Origin of the sequence: Sanguibacter sp. A247 (genome assembly GCF_052324925.1) — a bacterium.
In the GTDB taxonomy this organism is placed as follows: Bacteria; Actinomycetota; Actinomycetes; order Actinomycetales; family Cellulomonadaceae; genus Flavimobilis.
Window position 1 is genome coordinate 386,069 of the sequence record NZ_JBQPRE010000003.1, and the last position, 16,269, is coordinate 402,337.

Consider the following 16,269-nt stretch of genomic DNA (forward strand, 5'->3'; position numbering starts at 1 on the left):
GGACGCACACCCGGCAGGTCGACGGTCCCAGCAACACGCGCAGTGGCAAGATGAGACCAGCCCCGTCAGAGCGTCCCCGAGGAGTCCCCCATGCTCACCGCCATCGTCATGATCGATGCCACTCCGTCGCGCATCCCCGAGGTCGCCGAGACGATCACGGCGATCCGCGGCGTGAGCGAGGTCTACTCCGTCACGGGCGACAACGACCTCATCGCGATCGTCCGGGTCAAGGACCACGACGATCTCGCAGAAGTCGTGGCGGACGGGATCAACAAGGTCGACGGTGTGCAGCGCACACAGACGCACCTAGCGTTCCGTACGTACTCGTCGAGGGACCTCGAGAAGGCCTTCGACCTCGGGCTTGGTGACTGACGCCCTACCTGATCACGCCTGGGCGCTCGCACGCGCCCAGGCGTCGAGCCGAGCGCGCGCCGCACCGGAGTCGACAGACGTCGCCGCGTGGTCGAACCCGGCTCGCAGCCGCTCGACGAGCGTGCCCTCACCCGTTCCCGGAAGCGACCCGTCCGCGACGATCGCGGCTGCCGCATTGAGCAGGACCGTTTCACGGACGAGCCCGGGCTCACCGTCGAGCACCCGTCGCACGACGGCCGCGTTGTGCTCGGCCTCGCCGCCGCGGAGGTCGGCGACCGTGACGGGAGCCAGCCCCAGCTGAGACGCTGCGTCGAACGTCGTGTGCGTGACCTCGCCGTCGCGCACCTCCCACACGTCGGCCGGACCGTTCGCGGCCAGCTCGTCGAGGCCGTCGGCCCCGCGGAAGACGAGTGCGTGAGTCCCCCGGGCCGCAAAAACACCGGCCATGAGCGGGGCCATCCGGAGATCTGCGCAGCCGACCGCGATCGCTCCTGGCTGAGCGGGGTTCGTCAGCGGGCCGAGGAAGTTGAAGGCCGTCGGAATGCCCAGCTCGCTCCTCACCGCACCGGCAAACCGCATGGCCGGGTGGAAGGTCTTGGCGAAGCAGAAGGTGATGCCCGCCTCGATCCCGATACGCGCGACCCGCACCGGGGCATGGTCGAGGTCGATCCCGAGAGCCTCCAGGACGTCCGCGGATCCGGTTGTCGAGGACGCCGAGCGGTTGCCGTGCTTGACGACCGTGAGTCCTGCGCCCGCGACGACGACAGCGGCCATCGACGAGATGTTCACGGTGTTGGCCATGTCGCCGCCGGTGCCGACGATATCGACCGCGCGCTCGACATGGGCCGCATAGGGCACGGCGTGCTCGAGCATGCCGTCGGCGAGGGCGGTGAGCTCCTCAACGGTCTCGCCCTTGGAACGGAGCGCGACGAGGAGCCCCGCGAGCCGGGCGGGAGGAACCTGCCCGGTCATCACCTGGTCCATCGCCCACGCGACGTCGTCCCGAGGCAGGTCATGACCGGCGACGAGCTGCTGGAGAAGCTGGGGCCACGTCGTGCTCATGAAAACTCCCTCACTGGGCCTGCGCGGCACCAACCTGCTCGGCGATCGTGCGCTGCACCTCGAACGGGTCGAGCGGGCGCGACACCGAGACGTCGGCAAGTGACCAGGAGGCGAGCCAGGCATCGTGCGGACGCCCGACGAGGACGAGCACCCGCGGGCAGCGGTAGATCTCATTCTTGAGCTGACGGCACAGGCCCATCCCGCCGACCTTGTCAGCCTCGCCGTCGAGGATAAGCAGGTCGAAGGATGCGAGGTCCTTCCTGTCCAGGACAGCGTCGGCAGTCGCCACCTCGAGCCACTCGATCGCGGGCGCACCGGCGCTCAGGCGCGGTCCCACAGCAGTGCGGACCTGGTCGCGCACTGTGACGTCATCGCTGTGCAAGAGGATGCGCGGGGCTCGGGTCGCGGGAGTGGTGGGGGCCGGCAGGGTCGACATCGTCATCGCCTTCGCTTCGTGTCTCTGGGGCTGTCGCGTGCTCATCGCATCTTGTCACGGCCCTCACCGGCTGTGGAAACACGCCGCGCGCGAGGGGTGACAAAAGTCAGCGAGTCGTCATCAAAATCGTTGAAATCCCGGGGATTCCGCATGGTTGCGCGGCTCCCGAACCGGACGTCGGCCCATTGTGCGCCATGAGTGAGGGCCTCGGGGGGGTCCAATGGTCCCAGGCGAGCCTCTGTTCGGCCATAATGGCTCCGTGACGACTGCAACCACCCCTGCCCCGAGCGCCCACGTGGGCGTCAACCGGCCGAACCCCGTCTCGGTCGGGACCATCGTGTGGCTCGCTAGTGAGCTCATGTTCTTCGCGGGCCTGTTCGCGATGTACTTCTCGCATCGATCAGTCATGCCTGCCCAGGAGTGGGAAGGTCACGCGGCCAACCTCGCGTTCCCCTTCGCACTGGGCAACACGCTGATCCTTGTCGCCTCCTCGATCACGTGCCAGATGGCCGTGTGGGCAGCCGAGCGCTTCCAGCCGAGGCGCACGGGCTCGCTCCTGAAGATCAAGGGCTGGGGAATGAACGAGTGGCTCGTCCTCACGTTCATCATGGGCTCCGTCTTCGTCGCAGGTCAGGTGTTCGAGTACGCAGAGCTCGTGCAGCACGGCGTGACGATCTCGTCGAGCCCGTACGGCTCGGTCTTCTTCCTCACGACCGGATTCCACGGCCTCCACGTCGTCGGCGGGCTCATCGCCTTCCTCTTCGTGCTCGCCCGCTCGCACGCGGCCAAGCGGTTCGGCCACCACGAGGCCACGACCGCGATCGTCACCTCGTACTACTGGCACTTCGTCGACGTCGTGTGGATCGCGCTCTTCTTCGTGATCTACGTCCTTCGCTGAGCCAGCCCCCGCGCGGATGTCACACCGCGCACCCGACCCACCCACCCACCACGTCGAGACGAGGACTCCCGTGAAGGCACTCGCCGCCCGCAGGCACCACCGGTTCGCTCCGGTCGTGCTCATGCTGCTGGCGCTGCTCGCCACCGGCGCGCTGTACGCCGTGATGACCCCGACGACCGCTTCCGCCGACACCACGGCGAGCGCAGCGGACATCGAGTCAGGCAAGCAGCTCTTCCAGGCCAACTGCGCCACCTGCCACGGCACCGGAGCAGGCGGCACGGACGACGTGCCCTCGCTCATCGGGGTCGGCGCAGCATCCGTGAACTTCCAGGTGAGCACGGGCCGCATGCCCATGCAGGCGAGCGGGCCCCAGGCCCCCGCCAAGCCCGCGCAGTTCACCGACAAGCAGGTTGACCAGCTCGCTGCCTACGTCGCCTCGCTCGGCGCTGGACCCTCGGTCCCGACCGCCGAGATGGTCGACCCCGCGCTCGGTGACCCCGCCAACGGAGCGGCGCTCTTCCGCACGAACTGCGCGATGTGCCACAACGCCATCGGCGCCGGCGGCGCCCTCTCCGAGGGCAAGTGGGCTCCGGCCCTCTGGGACACGACGCCGACGAATCTCTACCAGGCGATGCTCACGGGTCCGCAGTCGATGCCCGTCTTCAACGACGCGAACCTCACTCCCGACGAGAAGCGCGACGTCATCTCGTTCCTCGTCGAGCAGCGTGAGCCGTCGGTCGGTGGCCTGAGCCTCGGCTCGATCGGCCCGGTCTCCGAAGGTCTCTGGGTGTTCGTCATCGGCATGGGCGTCCTCATCGGTTTCGCCGTCTGGATCGGAGCGAAGTCCTCGTGAGCACGAACGACAAGAACACCGAGCTCTCGCGCCAGCAGGCGCCGACCCAGTTCGAGGATCCGGGTCTTCCGGAGCACCGGCTGCGTATGGGTGACACGGACCCCGCGGCCAACAAGCGCGCTGAGCGTCAGGTCGTCCTCCTCTTCGCCGTCTCGGTTCTCGGTGGCATCGGCGCACTCGTCGCCTACTTCGCCCTCCCCCTCGGTTCTGACCCGATGTCCGTCCGGTGGGCGACCCTGGGTCTCGGCATCGGCCTCGCGCTGAGCCTTCTCGGCATCGGCGTCGGCGCGGTCCACTGGGCCAAGACGCTCATGTCCGACCACGAGGTCACGGAGAAGCGCAAGCCACTGGCCTCCGACCAGGAGACGCGTGACGCGGCCATCGCGGCACTCGTCGACGGCGCGCGCGACTCGGCGATCGCACGCCGCGGAGTCCTCAAGGGTGCGGTTCTCTCCGCAGTCGCGATCTTCCCGCTGACGATCGCTGTGCCGCTCATCGGCTCGGTCGGCGGCGACTGGAACATCTCGAAGTTCCGGCACACCATCTGGCGCAAGGGCCGCCGTCTGGCGCTCGACCCGAGCGGCCGTCCGATCAAGGCCTCCGACGTCACGATCGGCTCCGTCTTCCACGTCATCCCGGACAAGCTCCGCGATGAAGAGCACTGGATGGAAGAGAAGGCGAAGGCGGTCGTCCTCCTCGTCCGTCTCGACGAGCGCGACCTCAAGGGTGACCAGTCCCCCGCGGGCCAGACGTGGTCGTACGACGGCATCGTCGCCTACTCGAAGATCTGCACGCACGTCGGCTGCCCCGTGGCGCTCTACGAGCAGCAGACCCATCACCTTCTGTGCCCGTGCCACCAGTCGACGTTCGACATCGCCGACGGCGCCAAGGTGGTCTTCGGTCCCGCGAACCGCCCGCTGCCTCAGCTGCCCATCGCCGTCGACGACGAGGGCTACCTCATCGCACAAGATGACTTCGCCGAGCCCATCGGCCCAAGCTTCTGGGAGCGTCTCAAGTGACCACCACCCAGCCCGAGACGAAGATCGGCGCGGCTGCCGACTACCTCGACCAGCGCACCGGCATCGCCGGCGTCGTCAAGGAGTACGCCCGCAAGGTCTTTCCCGACCACTGGTCGTTCCTCCTCGGTGAGATCGCGCTCTACTCGTTCGTCGTCCTGCTCATCTCGGGCGGGTTCCTCACCATGTTCTTCGTCCCGTCCATGGGCTTCATCACCTACCCGGAGGACGCCCTCCCGGTGACGATGCAGGGCGTCGAGATGTCAGAGGCGTTCGCCTCGACGCTCCACACGTCCTTCGAGGTGCGCGGCGGCCTCCTCATGCGTCAGATCCACCACTGGGCAGCGCTGCTGTTCATGGCGTCGATCGTCACGCACATGATGCGCGTCTTCTTCACGGGCGCCTTCCGCAAGCCGCGTGAGCTCAACTGGCTCGTCGGCTTCACCCTCATGATCCTCGGCCTGGCCGCCGGATTCTCCGGCTACTCGCTCCCCGACGACGTCCTCTCGGGCAACGGTCTGCGCATCGCTGACGGTGTCGCCAAGTCGATCCCGATCCTCGGCGCTTTCGTGTCGTACGCGCTCTTCGGCGGAGAGTTCCCGGGCGAGCACATCATCCCGCGTCTCTTCACGGTGCACATCCTGCTCGTTCCGGCGCTCATCCTTGCGTTCGTCGGCATCCACCTGCTCATGGTCGTGCTCCACAAGCACACCCAGTACCCCGGTGGTGGCCGCTCGAGCAAGAACGTCGTCGGCTTCCCGCTCTTCCCGGTGTACGTCGCCAAGGCCGGTGGATTCTTCTTCATCGTCTTCGGAGTCCTCGCCGTCATGGGCGCGACCCTCTCGATCAACAACGTGTGGAACTACGGGCCGTACGACCCCTCCCCCGTCTCAGCCGGCGCCCAGCCGGACTGGTACATGCTCTTCCTCGAGGGCGGACTGCGCCTCATGCCGGGCTGGGAATGGGTCATCGCTGGCTTCACGATCCCGATCAACATCCTCGTGCCCGGTGTCGTCGTGCCTGGACTCCTGTTCACGTTCCTCGCGCTCTACCCGTTCGTCGAGGCGCGCGTGACGCAGGACAAGTCCGAGCACCACGTCCTCGACCGTCCGCGCAACGTCCCCGTTCGCACGGGGCTGGGTGTCGCGTTCCTCGTCGCGTTCTTCATCCTCGTGCTCGCCGGTTCGAACGACATCATCGCGACGCACTTCGAGATGTCGATCAACACGATCACCTGGTTCTTCCGAGCAGCGATCTTCGTCGTGCCGGTTCTCGCGTTCATGATCACCAAGCGCCTGTGCTTCGCGCTGCAGCGCAAGGATCGTGAGCTCGTCCTCCACGGCCACGAGGCCGCCCGCCTCGTGCGCTTCGAGTCCGGTGAGGTCATCGAGGTGCACAAGCCCCTCAGCGACCAGGAGCGCTGGCTGCGCGTCAACTACCAGGCCCACTCCCCGCTCGTCATCGAGCCCGGCGAGGACTCCCGCGGCGTGCGTCGCAAGGGCTATCGCGCAGACAAGCGCTGGCAGGCACTCTCCCGGTTCTTCTACGAGGACCGCATCGAGCCCGTCACCCCGGCTGAGATCGAGGGGACGCACGGCGCGCACCCCGAGGTCGACGGATCCACGGGTGCACCTGAGATCGGACACTGATCTCCGCTCGCGCACGGAATGACGGAGACTAGACCTGTGTTCACCTAGCAGGACGTGAGCCCCGCGGCCGACTACGGCCGCGGGGCTCACGTGCAAGGACACCGCTCTCTGTGAGGCGGTGTCGCAACCCGAGGGCGCCCGGCGCCCGCGACGATGGAGGCAACACGGCATGGCCGAGTACACCCTTCCCGAACTCTCCTACGACTACGGCGCGCTGGACCCGCACATCTCCGGCCGCATCATGGAGCTCCACCACTCCAAGCACCACGCGGCGTACGTCGCGGGTGCGAACGCGGCTCTCGACGCCCTCGCCGAGGCGCGCTCGACGGGCAACCTTGGTGCCGTCAACCTGCTCGAGAAGAACCTCGCGTTCAACCTCGGCGGTCACGTCAACCACTCGGTGTTCTGGCAGAACCTCTCCCCTGAGGGCGGCGACCGACCCGAGGGCGAGCTCGCGGCCGCCATCGAGGAGTTCTTCGGCTCGTTCGACGCCTTCGTCGCGCACTTCACGGCGAACGCACTCGGCATCCAGGGATCCGGCTGGTCGATCCTCGCGTGGGACACGCTCGGCGAGAAGCTCATCATCGTGCAGCTCTACGACCAGCAGGGCAACCTGCCGATCGGCGTCGTGCCGCTGCTCATGCTCGACATGTGGGAGCACGCCTTCTACCTCGACTACGTCAACGTCAAGGGTGACTACGTCAAGGCGTTCTGGAACATCGTCAACTGGGCAGACGTGGCCGCCCGCCTCGAGCGAGCACGCTCGCAGGGTCGCGGCCTCATCGTCGCACTCTGACACCTGCTCGACCCGCAGGGCGGCCTCCCGAATACCGGGGGCCGCCCTGCGGCGCACCCGCCCGGCGCACCCGCCCGGTGCCCTCGCCTGCGACTTCACCCGTCCCTCAAGCTCGAGGGATACGATCGATGTGTGCGGGGCGCGGGGTTCCGCACCTGACGAAGGAGTCGACATGAGCACGCACGAGCGCACCGCTGGTCGCGCTATCACTGACACACTCGCTCACGTTCTGGGGCCACCCCAGGTGGGTGACTATGCCGCCCCCATCCGCCCGGCCAACGCCGCGGAGAGGGCTCGGGAGAAGGAGCTGCGTACGCGCTTCCGGCGCGTCGTCGCACCGGACGGGAGCGTCCACCTCGTTGAGGCTCACCCCGATGACGAGTGAGACGACACCCGTGGAGTGCGTCTACCGCACCGGACACAAGGAAAGGGCTGCACCCACCGGTGCAGCCCTTTCCTTGTTGCTGTTGCTGTCTGAGTGAGGAGTCCAGCTCAGTGAGCGTGGAGCCCCCGCGAGTACTCCATGACCCAGCCTGAGACCGCGATGACCGCGAAGCCGGCGCCGATGTAGAAGACCCACCAGCCGACCGCCAGGCCGAGGAAGCAGATCGCGGCGGCGAGAGCGAGCACGAGCGGCCACCAGCTCCAGGGTGCGAACGTGCCGAGCTCGCCTGCCCCCTGCGAGATCTCGCCGTCCGGGTCGTCCTCGGGGCGCGGGTCGATGTGACGCGCGACGAGCGCCAGGTACCCTGCGATCATCCCGTTGAGGCCAGCGAGCAGGAAGAGCGCGGCAGAGCCGACCGGCTCCCACTCGCTGAACAGCCCGTAGGCGAGCGCAACGATAGAGAAGAACGGAACGAGCGCGGCGAAGAGCCGAGTTTCGATCTTCACTTCACATCATCCTTCGTCGAGTCGGAGGCAGGGAGAATCGCGGGCGCGTCGGCCGGAGCCGCCACCACGCCGTGGATGTAGTCCATCGCGGCGACCTCGGGGTGGTGCAGGTCGAACGCGGGGCGCTCCGAACGGATGCGGGGAACGGAGATGAAGTTGTGGCGAGGCGGGGGGCAGGACGTCGCCCACTCGAGCGACGCGCCGAAGCCCCACGGGTCGTCAACGGTGACCTTGGGTGCACGACGCCAGGTGATGTAGACGTTCCAGAGGAACGGCAGCGTCGAGGCGGCGAGCAGGAACGAGCCCACGGTCGAGACCTGGTTCATCCACGTGAAGCCCTCTTCGGGCATGTAGTCCGGGTAGCGACGGGGCATGCCCGCGACACCGAGCCAGTGCTGCACGAGGAAGGTCGCGTGGAACCCGATGAAGAGCATCCAGAAGTGGACCTTGCCGAGCTTCTCGTTGAGCATGCGGCCCGTGAACTTGGGCCACCAGAAGTAGAAGCCCGCGAACATCGCGAACACCACGGTGCCGAAGACCACGTAGTGGAAGTGCGCCACGATGAAGTAGGAGTCGGACAGGTGGAAGTCGAGCACCGGGGTCGAGAGGATGACGCCCGTGAGGCCACCGAAGAGGAACGTCACGAGGAAGCCGAGCGCCCAGAGCATCGGGGTCTCGAACGTGAGTTTCCCTCGCCACATCGTGCCGATCCAGTTGAAGAACTTCACACCCGTGGGCACCGCGATCGCCATGGTCATGAGTGAGAAGAACGGCAGCAGAACTGCACCGGTCACGTACATGTGGTGCGCCCACACGGTGACCGAGAGCGCGGCGATCGCGATGATCGCGTAGACCATGCCCTTGTAGCCGAACAGAGGCTTGCGGCTGAACACCGGGACGATCTCGGTGATGATGCCGAAGAACGGCAGGGCGATGATGTAGACCTCGGGGTGGCCGAAGAACCAGAAGAGGTGCTGCCACAGGATGGCGCCGCCATTCTCCGGGTTGAAGACCTGCGCGCCGAGCCGACGGTCTGCGCCGAGCGCGAAGAGAGCCGCGGCGAGCGGCGGGAACGCCATGAGAATGAGGATCGACGTGACGAGCGTGCCCCACGTGAAGACGGGCATGCGGAACATCGTCATACCGGGCACACGCATCGTGATGATCGTCGTGATGAAGTTGACCGCACCAAGGATCGTGCCGAAGCCGCCCATGGCAAGGCCGAAGACCCACAGGTCACCACCGAGCCCGGGACTGAAGGTCGCGTTCGAGAGCGGTGCGTATCCGAACCAGCCGAACGACGCCGCGCCCTGACGCGTGAAGAAGCCCGCGCACGCGATGAGCCCACCGAAGAGGTAGAGCCAGTACGCGAACATGTTGAGCCGCGGGAACGCGACGTCAGGGGCACCGATCTGGAGCGGCGTGATGACGTTCGCGAAACCCGCGAAGAGCGGGGTGGCGAACAGCAGCAGCATGATCGTGCCGTGCATCGTGAAGAGCTGGTTGTACTGCTCCTTGGACTGCACGACCTGGATGCCCGGCTCGAAGAGCTCGGCGCGGATGACGAGCGCCATCACTCCTGCGATGCAGAAGAAGAGGAACGACGTGATGAGGTAGAGGTAGCCGATCGTCTTGTGGTCAGTTGAGGTGATCCACTTGACGACCGTGCGCCCCATGTTCTGGCGGGAGGGCGCGAGGCCCGGAACCGCTACTGACGTGCCGGCGGTCATCAGTGGTCACCTTCCGTGGAGGAGAGATCGGCGTCGTCCTGCTGGCGGACGAGGTCGGTGCCGAGGGCACCCGTCTGTCCCTTGGCGCGCAGGTCGGACATCGCGGCGTCGTAGTCAGCGCGCGAGACGATCGCGACGTTGAAGAGCATGCCGGAGTGGTGCTCACCGCAGAGCTCGGCGCACTTGCCGGCGTAGTAGCCGATGCGCTCGGGGATGATGTGCATCTTGTTCGTGCGGTGCGGAATCATGTCGAGCTTGTCGAGGAACGCGGGCACCCAGAACGAGTGGATGACGTCACGCGAGTCGAGGATGAGCTCGACCTTTTCGCCGACGGGCAGGTAGAGCGTCGGAAGCGACTCGTCGGTGCCCACCGCGCCGTCGAGGCTCGTCGCGCCACCCAGAAGGGAGACGTCGCTCGCGTGGACGCCGGACTCGTAGACGTCGTCGTCGAGGTAGTTGAAGTCCCAGCTCCACTGCTTGCCGACGACCTGGATCGTCACGTCGGGCGTACCCGACGTATCACGGATCTCGGCCATGTCGCGCTGCGTGTAGAAGAACAGCACGCCGATCATGACGATCGGGATCGCGGTGTACATCATCTCGAGCGGGATGTGGTACCGCGTCTGCACCGGGAGCTGGTGGTCGTCCTTGCGCTTGCGGTAGGCGACGACGCACCAGAGCATGAGGCCCCACGTGATGAGGCCGACGACGAGGAGCGCGATCCACGAGCCCGTCCACATGTTGGTGATGCGGTCGGTGTGGTTCGTCACCGGCCCGTCGGAGTACCCGGGAAGGAAGCCACGCTGGGCCTCCTCGGAGCATCCGGACACCACGAGCACGGCGAGCGTCGAGAGCGCGAGCGCACCGATCCTCGTGCGCCGGCGGCGGCTGGGGGGAGTCTGCGAGTGCAAGGGTGGGCCTTTCACGTCACGTCCTGGTGGCGGGCAGGCCGCTCCTGGGACCTTGGTCCTCATCGGTCCGAGCCTATCGCTTCCCGCCACCCGTTCTCCCCAGGATGCGCACGCGGGTCACGTCACTTCTCGGGGTTGTGTCATGAAGTAGCCGGTGCGACCTCGGCTAGCGTGCTGTTGTGACCGAGACCACCCCCTCCACCCCCGCAGTCCGCAGCTTCTTCGATGCCGGCGGCGCAGCCCCATTGCGTCCCGCAACGCTCGAAGCACTCGCCGCAGGGCGTAGAGAAGCCTGGTCAGGGACGCGACGCCTGCATTCCGAAGGCCGACGCGCAGGGCTCCTCCTGGGGGCTGCACGCGAGACCATCGCGTCAGCGATCGGGGCACGCACGGAAGAGGTGCGCTTCGCTCCGTCGCACACGGCCGCAATCCACGCAGCGGTCGGGGCGGTCGCACCGGCTCGTCGGCGCGTCGGGCGCCGCATCGTCGCGAGCGCCGTCGAGCGTTCCGCCCTCCTCGCCGCCGCGGACCACACCTCCCCCGGTGAGGTGACCTTGGTCCCGGTCGATGCGCTCGGGCGCGTCCGCACGGACGCGTTCGTCGCGGCGCTCGAGGCCGACGGCGTCGGTCTCGCGTGCCTGCAGCACGCCAACTCCGAGGTCGGGACGTGCCAACCGCTCGGAGTCGTGCACGCAGCGGCTCGCGCGGCCGACGTCCCGCTGCTCGTCGACGGCGGTTCGTCGCTCGGCCACGTCGACGTCGGCGGCTCGTGGGACGTGCTGACCGCCGATCCCGCGGACTGGGGCGGGCCCGACGGCATCGGGATCCTCGCTGTCCGGGCTCGCGTGAGGTCACGGCCCGCGATGCCCGATGATCCCGATCCGTGGTTCCCTGGCGGGGTGAGCACGGCCGCTGCCTTTGCTGCGGCGGTCTCGCTCGCCGACGCCCGCTCGGTGCAGCAGGCCGAGGACACGCGTCTCCGGAGCCTCATCACGTACCTCCGCGACCGTGTCGCGGCCCTCGTCGAGGACGTCGACATCGTGGGAGACCCCGACGACCGGCTCCCCCACGTCCTCACGTTCTCGGTTCTCTACGTCGACGGCGAGGCGATCCTCGGCGAGCTCGACGCGGCCGGCTTTGCGGTCGGTTCGGGATCCGCGTGCACGTCGCTCACGCTCCAGCCGAGCCACGTGCTGGCAGCCATGGGCGCTCTCACTCAGGGCAACGTGCGGCTCACGCTGCACCCCGGGGTGACGCGTGAGGACGTCGAGCGGTTCTGCGCGGTCCTCCCCGGTGCGGTGGCGCGCGTCCGCGCCCGGCTGGGCGCCGACGTGCCGTGAGCGCGCCCGCTCGGAGAACGCACAAGGCCCGTCGTCAGCGGTTCAGCTGAAGGAGTCGCCGCACGCGCACGATCCGCCCGCGTTGGGGTTGTCGATCGTGAAGCCCTGCTTCTCGATCGTGTCGGCGAAGTCGATCGAGGCACCCTCGAGGTACGGGACCGACATCTTGTCGACGACAACCTCGACACCGTCGAAGTCACGCGTCACGTCGCCGTCGAGCAGGCGCTCGTCGAAGTACAGCTGGTAGATGAGTCCGGAGCAGCCGCCGGGCTGCACCGCGACGCGGAGCCGGAGGTCGTCACGGCCTTCCTGCTCGAGGAGGCTACGGACCTTGTCCGCGGCGACGTCGGTGAGGAGCACGCCATGCGTGGTCTCAGTGGTCTGCGAGGTCTCGCTCATGTGAATCTCCGAACGGTTGGCTCGTGGGGACGGGTGTCCGCTGGGTGCAACACCCGCGACCCCGGCGATGTTCCCGGCAAGCCTACGCCGCGTCACGTGCAGAGGCCGGAGATGTTCACCACAGGGGCTCGGCGAGCGACTCAGAACCGCCAGGTGCGTGCGACACGCGCGATGCGTTCAGCAGCCTCGTCGCGCACGATGCCGTCGTCGTCGAGCAGGTCGGTGACGGTCGACCAGCCGGTCTCGTGGACGGCGGCGACGCCGAGCCCGGACCATTCGCGTCGCCCGGACAGCGAGGTTCCCGCGAGGACGACGACGGGCACGACGCGTTCGATCGCGCCGTCGGCGACGACGGGCAGCACGCCGTCGTGCGACTCGCCCCCGTCGAGCCGTGGCATGACGACGACGACGAGATCCGCGGCCGCCGTGCGCGCGGGCAGATCAGCCAGCTCGGCGACCGCGCGTGCCGCGGGGACGAGCGGGACCCCGAGCGCTGCGAGCATGAGTGCGACGCCACCTCCTGCGGCACCGCCGCGCAGCGCGCCGAGCTCACGCGCGTGGTCCGCGACGGCGCGAGCGCTCGACGTCCTCGCACCTGCGCCGCCGAGCAGATCGCGCCCGACGAGCGTCCCGGACCGCTGGCTGGCGATCGCCTGGACGAGGTCGCCCAGCGCGCGTTCGAGATCTTGGGAGACGGCCGCGTCGACGACGTCGGGCGCGAGGCTCCCGGCGAGGCCCCCGAGTCCGAGAAGTGCCTCCGGAGCGTGAGACGCGGCCCGGATGTCGCGCCCCGCGAGGGCCTGGCGGAGGGCGCCAAGGTCGGGCAGGTCCTCAGCCGTCACGCCGCGGAGCCCGGACGCCCCCGAGCACAGGCGCGCGGGGGCGGGCACGGGGATGCCGAGGCCCTCAGCCAGGCCGACGAGGAGCCCCGCTCCGCCGTCAGCCCACGCGGTGTCCGCACCGGGTGCGTTGCCCAGCGCAATGAGCACCGTGCGTGCGTCGGTGTCGAGCGCCGAGGCAAGGAGCGCGCCGAGCGGGCGCGAGGTCCCGTACACGACCGCGCGGGCCCGTTCGGTCGGAGCGGGGGCCAGGGTCGCGCCAGACAGGACGACGACGTCGTCGCGCTCGGCGAGCGCCTCGGTCGTCCCCGGGCGTCCGTCGGCCAGCGGAACCGCCTCAACCGTCGCATCAGGCACGGCGCGGCGCCATGCGCCGGCCACGGCCGCAGCCACCTGGGGGCCCCGTGGGCCCCATCCACCCGAGTTCACAACGACGACGCGCACCCGCCCATCGTCCCACCTTCGGGCCCTCGTCCAGTTCCATCGCGGTTGCTGACAGCCCTGGGCCGGGGCACTCAGATGTGGGACGATGCGGGACGTGACGACGACTGACACCTTCGCCGAGCCCGCCGCCTCCGCGCTCCTGCTTCTCGGCCAGCGTTCCGACCTCGACTCGGAACGCGGCGTGGAGTGCACGGGCGAGCTTCCGCCCGCGAGCAGCCCCGATCTCGTCGAGCGTGCGCGCGCCGCCAAGGCCGCTCTCGGCGACCGCGTCTTCGTTCTCGGTCACCACTATCAACGTGACGAGGTCATCGACTTCGCCGACGTCACGGGCGACTCCTTCAAGCTCGCGCGTGAGGCTGCCGCACGACCCGACGCCGAGTTCATCATCTTCTGCGGTGTCCACTTCATGGCGGAGTCCGCGGACATCCTCACGGAGCCTGGCCAGCAGGTCGTCCTGCCGGACCTCGCGGCGGGCTGTTCGATGGCCGACATGGCGACGATCGACCAGGTGGCCGACGCGTGGGACGTGCTCGTCGAGGCAGGGATCGCCGACGAGACGGTCCCCGTGACGTACATGAACTCGACGGCCGCGATCAAGGCGTTCACGGGCCGCCACGGCGGGACCGTGTGCACGTCCTCGAACGCTCACGTCGCGCTTCGCTGGGCCTTCGACAAGGTCGGGGGCCTCGAGGGAACGGGCAAGGTGCTCTTCATGCCCGACCAGCACCTGGGCCGCAACACGGCACTGGGCGCGCTCGGTATGAGCCCTGACGACTGCGTCGTCTTCGACCCGCGCAAGCCCGACGGCGGCGTCTCGGTCCAGCAGCTCCGCGACGCGCGGATGATCCTGTGGCGCGGCCACTGCTCCGTCCACGCCCGCTTCTCCCCCGAGAACGTCGCACACATGCGCGCGACGGTCCCGGACGTCACGGTCATGGTGCACCCCGAGTGCCGCAACGAGGTTGTCGCACTCGCCGACAAGGTGGGCTCGACCGAGTTCATCATCAAGGCGCTCGACGCGGCCGAGCCGGGCTCGTCCTGGGCGATCGGGACCGAGCTCAACCTGGTCCGCCGCCTCGCGAACGCGCACCCCGACAAGCAGGTCCACTACCTCGACTCGACGGTGTGCTTCTGCTCGACGATGAACCGGATCGACCTGCCGCACCTCGTGTGGTCGCTCGAGCAGCTCGTCGCGGGCACGGTCCCCAACCGCATCGTTGTCGACGCGGACGACGCGCACTGGGCGCGCGTCGCTCTTGACCAGATGCTCGCGCTGCCCGGCGTGTGACTCCGCTCACCAGAACCCAATACCGGCAGTAGCGGATACCTCGCGGGCAGGGTTACCCTGCTCGCGTGTTCCGTACCCTTCAGCTCGCCCTCGCCACCTCGCGGCCACGGCGCCCCGTGCCCGGTCTCGACCTGCTCGACGAGTCGACGACGCGCATGCGCGTCAACATCGGCGATCTCGACCTCTACCGCCACGTGAACAACGGCGTGTACCTGCAGATGATGGACGTCGCACGCATCAACTTCATCGCTGACCTCGGGCTCATGCCGGAGCTGGGCCGTCGCGGATGGTACCCCGTCGTCGCCAACTCGACGATGTACTACCGCAGGTCCCTCACCCTGGGGCAACGCTTCGAGATCCGGACACGCTTGCTCGGCTGGGACGATCGCTGCGTCTTCATCGAGCAGACGTTCCACCGGGGCGACGAGCAGATCGTCCGCGGCGTCGTCGCCGGACGGTTCCTGGCCCGCGACCACACGCGCGTTTCGGGAGCAGACGTCGCGGCCGCCGCGGGTCACACCGAGGCGTCACCCGCCCTCCCCGCGGACGTCACCGCGTGGGCCGCCGCCTTCGACATCCTCCACCGACCGCGCTGAGCGGTGACGGCGTGCACGAGGCGACCCACCGGTCGACTACCCTGGGAGAGTGTTCAAGAAGAGCCGTCCCACCGAGGACGTGACCGTCCCCGCCGAGCCCCAGGTCGCACCTGAGCTCTCGCACTCCGACCCACGCCGCAAGACGGGCCCCACGCCGCGCCGCAAGGATGCCGAGGCTGGTAACAAGGTCCCCCTCGTCGTCGATGACCGTCGCGCTGCCTCCAAGATGCAGCGTGCCGAAGCCCGCAAGCAGCGTGACGCCGAGTACCAGGCGATGCTCTCGGGCGACGAGCGCCACATGCCCCTGCGCGACCGCGGTCCGGTCAAGCGCTTCGTGCGTGACTGGGTCGACGCCCGCTGGAACCTGGGCGAGGTCTTCCTCTTCTTCGCGCTCATCATGATGGTGATCCTCTTCATCACGCCGTACATCGCGAACGACGCGATCACCGTCATCCTCATGCTGTTCTTGTACGGCGTCGTCCTCGTGACCGTCGCGGACGGCTTCCTGCTGTGGCGCAAGCTCCGCAAGGCGCTCATCGCCAAGTTCGGCGACTCGGTCGATCTCAAGACGCACCGCTGGTACGCCGTGACGCGTGCCTTCCAGATCCGGCGCGCTCGCCTGCCCAAGCCGCAGGTCAAGCATGGCGAGTACCCGTCCTGACGGACCGCTCCGAAGCAACGACGGCGCCTCCTGGCTCATGGCCGGGAGGCGCCGTCGTCATGTGAGGTGCTCGGGGAGCTGGTCGCGC

General features: G+C 68.2%; 18 protein-coding genes. 11 read left to right on the forward strand and 7 right to left on the reverse strand.

Annotation, left to right across the window (positions count from 1 at the left end; genetic code table 11):
- The first annotated feature begins 90 nt into the window (after nt 1-90).
- A complete protein-coding gene (locus ACTVCO_RS09955; protein ID WP_443728256.1) occupies nt 91-372 on the forward strand; it encodes an Lrp/AsnC family transcriptional regulator in 282 nt (93 codons plus the stop codon).
- Between the two features lie 12 nt (nt 373-384).
- Here ACTVCO_RS09955 and trpD read toward each other — a convergent pair whose 3' ends face one another.
- Together trpD and ACTVCO_RS09965 are read right to left on the reverse strand one after the other, a co-directional pair.
- A complete protein-coding gene (gene trpD, locus ACTVCO_RS09960) occupies nt 385-1,434 on the reverse strand; it encodes an anthranilate phosphoribosyltransferase (RefSeq protein WP_443728257.1) in 1,050 nt (349 codons plus the stop codon).
- Nucleotides 1,435-1,444: 10 nt separating this feature from the next.
- The gene (locus tag ACTVCO_RS09965) at nt 1,445-1,870 is read right to left on the reverse strand and encodes a hypothetical protein (protein ID WP_443728258.1); all 426 of its coding nucleotides are present in this window, start codon (nt 1,868-1,870) and stop codon (nt 1,445-1,447) included.
- 220 nt (nt 1,871-2,090) lie between these two features.
- Between ACTVCO_RS09965 and ctaE the strand changes: the two genes are divergently transcribed.
- The 6 genes from ctaE (at nt 2,091) to ACTVCO_RS09995 (ending at nt 7,467) form a co-directional block, all read left to right on the forward strand.
- Nucleotides 2,091-2,768 carry an aa3-type cytochrome oxidase subunit III gene (gene ctaE, locus ACTVCO_RS09970; protein ID WP_443728259.1) on the forward strand — a complete coding sequence of 226 codons (678 nt, stop codon included), beginning with the start codon at nt 2,091-2,093 and terminating at the stop codon, nt 2,766-2,768.
- Between the two features lie 70 nt (nt 2,769-2,838).
- Nucleotides 2,839-3,621: a cytochrome bc1 complex diheme cytochrome c subunit gene (qcrC, locus tag ACTVCO_RS09975; RefSeq protein WP_443728260.1), complete on the forward strand. Its 783-nt coding sequence runs from the start codon at nt 2,839-2,841 to the stop codon at nt 3,619-3,621.
- The gene (qcrA, locus tag ACTVCO_RS09980) at nt 3,618-4,640 is read left to right on the forward strand and encodes a cytochrome bc1 complex Rieske iron-sulfur subunit (RefSeq protein WP_443728261.1); all 1,023 of its coding nucleotides are present in this window, start codon (nt 3,618-3,620) and stop codon (nt 4,638-4,640) included. The genes qcrC and qcrA overlap by 4 nt, the downstream gene beginning before the upstream one ends.
- Complete coding sequence (gene qcrB, locus ACTVCO_RS09985) at nt 4,637-6,286, forward strand: cytochrome bc1 complex cytochrome b subunit (protein WP_443728262.1); 1,650 nt, start codon at nt 4,637-4,639, stop codon at nt 6,284-6,286. The genes qcrA and qcrB overlap by 4 nt, the downstream gene beginning before the upstream one ends.
- Before the next feature lie 169 nt (nt 6,287-6,455).
- On the forward strand, nt 6,456-7,082 hold the full coding sequence (locus ACTVCO_RS09990; protein WP_443728263.1) for a superoxide dismutase: 627 nt from the start codon (nt 6,456-6,458) through the stop codon (nt 7,080-7,082).
- A 172-nt stretch (nt 7,083-7,254) separates the two neighbouring features.
- Complete coding sequence (locus ACTVCO_RS09995; protein ID WP_443728264.1) at nt 7,255-7,467, forward strand: hypothetical protein; 213 nt, start codon at nt 7,255-7,257, stop codon at nt 7,465-7,467.
- A 107-nt stretch (nt 7,468-7,574) separates the two neighbouring features.
- On the opposite strand, the gene ACTVCO_RS10000 is transcribed toward ACTVCO_RS09995, so the two are convergent.
- Genes ACTVCO_RS10000 through ctaC form a run of 3 tightly spaced genes read right to left on the reverse strand, consistent with a single transcriptional unit; the run spans nt 7,575 to nt 10,629 of the window.
- Entirely contained in the window at nt 7,575-7,973 is a 399-nt protein-coding gene (locus ACTVCO_RS10000; RefSeq protein WP_443728265.1) for a cytochrome c oxidase subunit 4, read from the reverse strand.
- A complete protein-coding gene (gene ctaD, locus ACTVCO_RS10005; protein ID WP_443728266.1) occupies nt 7,970-9,703 on the reverse strand; it encodes an aa3-type cytochrome oxidase subunit I in 1,734 nt (577 codons plus the stop codon). The genes ACTVCO_RS10000 and ctaD overlap by 4 nt, the downstream gene beginning before the upstream one ends.
- Entirely contained in the window at nt 9,703-10,629 is a 927-nt protein-coding gene (gene ctaC / locus ACTVCO_RS10010) for an aa3-type cytochrome oxidase subunit II (protein ID WP_443728267.1), read from the reverse strand. The genes ctaD and ctaC overlap by 1 nt, the downstream gene beginning before the upstream one ends.
- Nucleotides 10,630-10,793: 164 nt before the next feature.
- On the opposite strand from ctaC, the gene ACTVCO_RS10015 reads away from it, so the two are divergent.
- Nucleotides 10,794-11,954: a cysteine desulfurase family protein gene (locus ACTVCO_RS10015; RefSeq protein WP_443728268.1), complete on the forward strand. Its 1,161-nt coding sequence runs from the start codon at nt 10,794-10,796 to the stop codon at nt 11,952-11,954.
- Between the two features lie 42 nt (nt 11,955-11,996).
- On the opposite strand, the gene erpA is transcribed toward ACTVCO_RS10015, so the two are convergent.
- A complete protein-coding gene (erpA, locus tag ACTVCO_RS10020; protein ID WP_443728269.1) occupies nt 11,997-12,353 on the reverse strand; it encodes an iron-sulfur cluster insertion protein ErpA in 357 nt (118 codons plus the stop codon).
- Nucleotides 12,354-12,493: 140 nt separating this feature from the next.
- Complete coding sequence (locus tag ACTVCO_RS10025; RefSeq protein WP_443728270.1) at nt 12,494-13,549, reverse strand: glycerate kinase; 1,056 nt, start codon at nt 13,547-13,549, stop codon at nt 12,494-12,496.
- A gap of 181 nt (nt 13,550-13,730) precedes the next feature.
- Here ACTVCO_RS10025 and nadA point away from each other — a divergent pair, with 181 nt between their 5' ends.
- The 3 genes from nadA to ACTVCO_RS10040 all read left to right on the forward strand — a co-directional run bounded on the left by nadA (nt 13,731) and on the right by ACTVCO_RS10040 (nt 16,181).
- Nucleotides 13,731-14,924, forward strand: a complete 1,194-nt coding sequence (gene nadA, locus ACTVCO_RS10030; RefSeq protein ID WP_443728271.1) for a quinolinate synthase NadA — start codon at nt 13,731-13,733, stop codon at nt 14,922-14,924.
- Between the two features lie 65 nt (nt 14,925-14,989).
- Nucleotides 14,990-15,520: an acyl-CoA thioesterase gene (locus ACTVCO_RS10035; RefSeq protein ID WP_443728272.1), complete on the forward strand. Its 531-nt coding sequence runs from the start codon at nt 14,990-14,992 to the stop codon at nt 15,518-15,520.
- A 49-nt stretch (nt 15,521-15,569) separates the two neighbouring features.
- Nucleotides 15,570-16,181: a DUF3043 domain-containing protein gene (locus ACTVCO_RS10040; protein ID WP_443728273.1), complete on the forward strand. Its 612-nt coding sequence runs from the start codon at nt 15,570-15,572 to the stop codon at nt 16,179-16,181.
- Nucleotides 16,182-16,269 lie beyond the last annotated feature (88 nt).